The organism is Candidatus Methylomirabilota bacterium (assembly GCA_036001065.1).
Classification (GTDB): domain Bacteria; phylum Methylomirabilota; class Methylomirabilia; order Rokubacteriales; family CSP1-6; genus MNEF01.
Genome location: DASYUQ010000194.1, coordinates 1 through 6,052 on the forward strand (window position 1 = coordinate 1; position 6,052 = coordinate 6,052).

Below are 6,052 nucleotides of genomic sequence, written 5' to 3' on the forward strand. Positions count from 1 at the left end.
CGGGCCTCACGCCGAGCCGCGCTGGGCGGCCTGGTAGCGGGCGTTGTGCAGCACCTGGCCCGGGTAGCTCCCCGTGTGCGCGCCCTTCTCCAGCAACACCTCACCGTTCACCACGGTGTAGTGGATCCCCTCGGCCAGTTCCCGGATGCGCCAGCCGTTGTTCGGGAAGTCATGCACGACGTCTTCCGCTGCCGGCCGCACGGTGTCGGCATCGAAGACGACGAGATCTGCGGCCATTCCCGGCTGCAGGAGCCCGCGATCGTAAATCCCGAAGGCCGAGGCCGAATCGAAGGTGAGCCGGCGGACGGCCAGCTCCAGCGACATGATGCCCTTTTCCCTCACCCAGTAGCCGAGGAGCCGGGTGGGATTGCTCACGTTCGAGTGGAACTGGACGTGGGCGCCACCGTCGGACAGCCCCACGACGGCATAGGGACTGCCGAGGATCTGGGCCACCGCCTCGGTGTCCATGTTGATCTCGCCGAGGCTGAAGACCGTCTCCAGCGCCTCCTCGACGGCCAGATCGAGGAAGGCATCGAGCGGATCCTTCCCCTGCGCCGTCGCGATCTCGGCGACGTTCTGTCCCTTGAGTTCGCGGTTCTTCGGGAGCTGCGGCTCCTCCACGACCATCAGGTCCCAGCGCTTGGAGAACGTCGAGTCGGGACCGAGAGGGGCTTCGACTTCGGCGCGGAGCTTGGCGCGAACCTCCGGGTCGCGGTAGGCCCGCAGCTTCTCGGCATCGGAGGCCTGGAGGAGGGGCAGCCACGTGGGCATGCCACGAAACACCTGACAGTTCTTCATGGTGAACCGGCTCACGATGCTGCCCGGATTGCAGAGCGGCACCGCCCGGATCCCCTGCCGGGCAATCTCCTCGACGTGCGCCAGGTGCTGGCGCCACTGCCCCGGCAGCCGCGCCTGCTCGAGGAGGGTGTTGTACATGATCGGGCGGCCGCACGCCTGGGCCAGCCGGCTCAGCAGGCGATCCTTCAGCTCCGGATTGGTTCCTCCTCCGCACTGGATGACCCCGGTGCCGGACTCGCGGAGGACGTCGGCCAGCGCGAACAGCTCCGACTCCGGAGCGCAGGCGGCCGGGATCCGCTTCCCCGCGACGTCGAAGTGGTTCATGTTGCGCGTGAGCGAAAGCCCCAGCGCCCCCGCCTCCAGCGCCTCCCGAACCACGCCCCGCATGACTTCGAGCTCCGTGTCGGTGGCCGGCCGCTCCGAACAGTCCGCGCCCATGGCATAGAGCCTGGCCGCCGAGTGGCCGACGAGCGTTCCCACGTTGACCCCCAGCCGCTGCCCGATCACGTTCATGTACTGGGGGAACGTCTCCCACGTCCACGGCACGCCAGCCTGCAGGACGTCCATGGGAATCGCCTCGACGTAGGACAGCATCCCGGCCAGCTTCTCACGCTCGGGGGCCCTGACGGGGGCGAGCGCCAGGGAGCAGTTGCCGATGATGACGGTGGTGGCGCCGTGGAAGCACGAGAAGCTGCACAGCGGATCCCACAGGACCTGGGCGTCGTAGTGACAGTGGTTGTCCACGAACCCGGGCGCCACCACCCGTCCATCGGCCTCGATGACCCGGCGGGCGGCACCGTTCAAGCGCCCCAGCTCCACGATCCTTCCGTGAGCCACCGCCACGTCGCCGTGAAAGGCGGGTCGGCCGGAGCCGTCGATGATGCGACCCTCTTTGATCAGGAGGTCGTACGTCATGCTGTGGCTCCTCACTTGGTCTCGAACATCCGCTTGATCTCGGTCTCGGCCCAGAGGATCGCCTCCTTGGGCTTGGCGGCGTTCGTGACGACTTTGGCGAACATGTTAGGGATGATGTAGCTGTTCGTGATGAGCTGGATCCGCTCGTCCGGTGGCGCGGGCCATCCGTACAGGTGCGAGTACTGCGCGATGCTCTTGAGGGGCTTGTACTTCGCGTCCACGTCCCAGACCGGGTGATTCTCCATGTCGCGCCACATCGGGTGGTTGTAGTTGTCGCCCGCCATGATCCACTCGTGGTACTGCGCGGGCTCGAAAAACCAGCGGAGGAACTCCTTGGCAGGCTCTGTGTTCTTGCTGACCTTCCAGATCCCGAGGCTCCGCGGCACGCCGACCGTGTGGCGCCCGGCCGGTCCCGCCGGCGACGGGTGAAGGCCGGTGAGCTGGGCGATCGGCATCTGCTTCTCCTTGGCGACCACGTAGTGGCTGATCGGGTTGTGGATCCACGATCCCTTTCCCGAGTTCAACCACTGGTTGTTCGAGGCGTTGTCCCACGAGAGCACGGCCGGGTCCATGGCGTCCGTGTACAGCGCCCTGACGTAGTCGATGGCGGTCTCGGTCTCTTTGGAGTTGATGGTGATCGTCTTGCCGTCCTCGGCGACGTCCTTGGCGCCGTAGCACCACAGGATCGAGTGGAGAGTCGTCACGGAGTCGGTCGTCTGGCTGATGGCGAATCCAACGGGATGGCCGAGCTTCTTCAGCTTTCGGCCAGCGCGGAGCAGCTCCTCCCACGTGTCCGGCGCGTTCTCTCCGACTTTCTCGAACAGGTCGATCCGGTGGCTTCCCGGAAACGAGATGAACAGATATGGGATGCCGAGCCATTGGCCTCTGACACGGGCATGGTCTTTGGCGAACGAGTACCAGTCGCCGTGTTTCCGGGCCAGGTCGTCACAGATGTCGGACACGTCCGCGAGTCCCGGCGCGAAGAGCCACGGGTAGTGCATCTCCAGGCTGACAATGTCGTGGCCTGATTTCGACATGAGCTCGGCCGAGAGCTTGGCCGGCATCTGGACGCTCTGGATGTGGTCGATGCGCACGTTCACGCCGGCCAGCTTCGAGAACCGCTTGCCCAGCTCCGCAAGCTTCGCGTCCGACGTGGGTGCGTAGTTCACGGCGGTAAGGATGGCGATCTCCCGGGCGGCCCAGCTCGCCGGCGCCCGTCCCACCGCCAGGATCCCAGCGAGCCCGGCCAGCGTCCGTCCACCGGTCCGGAGGAACCCGCGTCGGCTCACTGGGGCGTCGCGCATTTCGAGGGGGTGTTGTCGCTGCCTGCTGCTCATCGCGCACCTCCTGGCTCCCAGCGGTGGCGGCATCTTCGGGCGGAAGTCGCTGGGGGGATGCTACTGCCGACCGGCCGCAAAGACAATGCGCCTGGCGCGACCAAAACGCACTTGACAGAACCCGGCCGCGGGTACCAGATGCTGCCACCAAGCCAGAGAGGAGCCGATCGATGGGACCCCTCACCGCACGCTCCCGCGTCCTGTTCCTGGCGTTCCTGCTGCTCCTCGGCAGCGCCGGGCCGGCGGTGGCCGCGCCCGAGGGGACCATGACGTGGGGCCTCCACGTCACGCTGGCGGCCCGCTGGCTCGACCCGGCGGAGACCGAGGCCCTGATCACGCCGTTCATGGTGCTCTACGCCATCCACGACGCGCTGGTGAAGCCGATGCCGGGGAACAACTACACGCCCAGCCTCGCCGAGTCGTGGACCGCGTCGAAGGACGGGCTCACGTACGAGTTCGTCATCCGCAAGGGCGTCAAGTTCCACAACGGGGAGCCGGTGACGGCGGCGGACGTCAAGTTCTCGTTCGAGCGGTACCGGGGCGCGTCGGCGAAGCTGCTCAAGGACCGCGTGCGCGAGATCCAGATCGTGGATCCGGGCCGCGTGCGGATCCACCTCAAGGAGCCGTGGCCGGACTTCATGACCTTCTACGGCACCTCGGCCACCGGCGCCGCCTGGATCGTGCCCAAGAAATACGTGGAGAAGGTGGGTGACGACGGCTTCAAGAAGGCGCCGATCGGCGCCGGGCCCTACCGTGTCGTGAGCTTCACGCCGGGAATCGAGCTGGTGATGGAGGCCTTCGACGGGTACTGGCGCAAAGCCCCGGCCGTCAAGCGCCTCGTCTTCCGGAGCATGCCCGAGGAAACCACGCGGGCCGCGGCGCTCAAGAAGGGCGAGGTGGACATCTCCTATCTCCTGAGCGGACCTGTCGCCGAGGACATCAAGCGGACGCCGGGGCTGCGGCTCGTCGCCGCGTACCCGCCCGGCGTCTTCTGGCTCGACTTCCCCGAGCAGTTTGATCCCAAGTCGCCGTGGCACGACCGGCGCGTGCGCCTGGCGGCCAGCCACGCCCTCGACCGGCAGGCCCTCAACCAGGCCGAGACGCTCGGATTCTCGCGGCCCACCGGGAGCCTCTTGCATCGCAATCTAGAGTTCGCGCGCTTCTTCGAGCCCTCGGCCTACGACCCCGCGAAGGCGCGGCAACTCCTCGCCGAGGCCGGCTATCCCAAAGGCTTCGACGGCGGCGACCTCACCCCGCTCCCTCCGTTCACCACCCTGGGGGAGGCCATCGGCAACTATCTCGGCGCGGTGGGCATTCGCACCCGGACACGCACGATGGAGCGCGCGACGTTCCTCACGGAGTGGCGCGAGAAAAAGCTCAAGGGTGTGATCGTCGGCATCGCCGGCGCGGCGGGCAACGCGGCGACGCGGCTCGAGGCCTACGTCACCAAGAACGGGATCTACGCCGCGGGCGTCATTCCTGAAGTCGAGGACCTTTTCCACCGGCAGGCTCGGGAGACGGACCGGAAGAAGAGAGAGATGTTGCTGCACCAGATCCAGCAGATCATCCACGACCAGGTGACGCACGTCCCCGTCTACGAGCTGGCCTTCCTCTGGGGCGTGGGCCCGCGCGTCGAGGAGGCGGGCGTGGATCACATCAAGGGATTCGCGTATTCGGGGCCTTACGAAGATCTCCGGTTGAAGCGGCCGTGAGTCAGGAGGAGTGATATGCGCTACACGAGAATTTCCGCCGACTGCCACGTGGATCTGCCCTGGCTGCCGCCGGACCTCTTCACCTCACATGCCTCGGCGGCGATGAAGGACCGCATGCCCTACGTCACCGACGGCCCCAAGGGACCGGTGTGGGTTACGAAGAAGGGCGCCGCCTTCGGCCTCATGAACGGCATGGGCGCGGCCGGACGCGAGTATGTTCCCGGCCAGATCCATCGCTCCGACCGCATGGCCTCGACCGGACTCTATGAGGACGGCCAGCGCGGCATCCGGCGGCTCACCGATCCCGAGTTGCGTTTGAAGGACCAGGAGCGCGACGGCGTGCAGGCCGAAGTCTTGTACGGCATCCTCGGCGCCACTCGGCGGCTCAACGACCCCGAGGCCGCCATCGAAGTGACGCGCATCTACAACGAGTGGCTCGCCGACTTCTGCGAGACCCATCCCGACCGCTACGCCGGACTCGCGTGCATCCCTAACCACCCGGTGGAGGCGGCGGTGGAGGAGGTCACGCGCGTCGTCAAGCGCGGCGGCGTCCGCGGTATCGAGCTCGCCAACTCGCACGACATCGTGCCGCTCTGGGATCCGCAGTGGGTGCCGCTCTGGGAGATCATCAACGAGGCGGCGTTGCCGCTGCACATCCACACGGTCGGCGGCCAGCGGCCCGACTTCGAAAAGCTGCCGCCCATGCTCGGAAAGGTGGCGCGCGCCGTTCACATCACCGGGTTTCAGATGCACATGGCGACGATCCTGACGTCGCTGATCTTTGCCGGCGTGCTCGAGCGCTACCCTCGGATCAAGGTCGTCATCGGGGAGAGCGGGATCGGCTGGATTCCCTACGTCCTGGAGCGGATGGACGCGGAGTGGGAGGACCAGTTCAAGGACCTCACGCTCACCATGCGACCGAGCGAGTACTGGCGCCGCCAGTGCAAAGCGACGTACCAGACCGACCGCATCGGCATCAAGCTGCTCGACGAGCTGGGTCACGACACCATCATGTGGGGCTCGGACTTCCCCCACCCTGACGGCGTGTGGCCCGATTCCGGCGAGTTCATCCAGCGCGAGCTGGGGCACCTGCCCGCCGAGGTGCGCCAGAAGATCGTCTGCGAGAACGCCGGCAAGCTCTACGGCTTCATTTAGCCCCGATCCGAAATTCTTTTGGCGAGGAATGTGCGGAAACGCGGCGTCGGTAGCGGCCGTGGCCAGCGTGGGTACGTGCGCACCCACGTCCTCCTATAGAGACGCTGGCTGCGGTCGAACCATCTCCTGAACACC

At 66.7% G+C, this 6,052-nt stretch carries 4 protein-coding genes; 2 read left to right on the plus strand and 2 right to left on the minus strand.

The window, feature by feature from the left end; genetic code table 11:
- Positions 1-6: 6 nt before the first annotated feature.
- Together VGV13_18780 and VGV13_18785 are read right to left on the minus strand one after the other, a co-directional pair.
- A complete protein-coding gene (locus VGV13_18780; protein ID HEV8643135.1) occupies positions 7-1,713 on the minus strand; it encodes an amidohydrolase family protein in 1,707 nt (568 codons plus the stop codon).
- An 11-nt stretch (positions 1,714-1,724) separates the two neighbouring features.
- The gene (locus VGV13_18785; protein ID HEV8643136.1) at positions 1,725-3,002 is read right to left on the minus strand and encodes an extracellular solute-binding protein; all 1,278 of its coding nucleotides are present in this window, start codon (positions 3,000-3,002) and stop codon (positions 1,725-1,727) included.
- 218 nt (positions 3,003-3,220) lie between these two features.
- Between VGV13_18785 and VGV13_18790 the strand changes: the two genes are divergently transcribed.
- Positions 3,221-4,762, plus strand: coding sequence for an ABC transporter substrate-binding protein (locus VGV13_18790; protein ID HEV8643137.1), 1,542 nt, complete (start codon positions 3,221-3,223; stop codon positions 4,760-4,762).
- A 15-nt stretch (positions 4,763-4,777) separates the two neighbouring features.
- Complete coding sequence (locus VGV13_18795) at positions 4,778-5,917, plus strand: amidohydrolase family protein (protein ID HEV8643138.1); 1,140 nt, start codon at positions 4,778-4,780, stop codon at positions 5,915-5,917.
- Positions 5,918-6,052 lie beyond the last annotated feature (135 nt).

Bases quoted from the DNA above. Each gene is read 5' to 3' on its own strand.
- VGV13_18795 (HEV8643138.1), top strand. From the start codon at position 4,778: ATGCGCTACACGAGAATTTCCGCCGACTGCCACGTGGATCTGCCCTGG.
- VGV13_18790 (HEV8643137.1), top strand. From the start codon at position 3,221: ATGGGACCCCTCACCGCACGCTCCCGCGTCCTGTTCCTGGCGTTCCTG.
- VGV13_18780 (HEV8643135.1), bottom strand. From the start codon at position 1,713: ATGACGTACGACCTCCTGATCAAAGAGGGTCGCATCATCGACGGCTCC.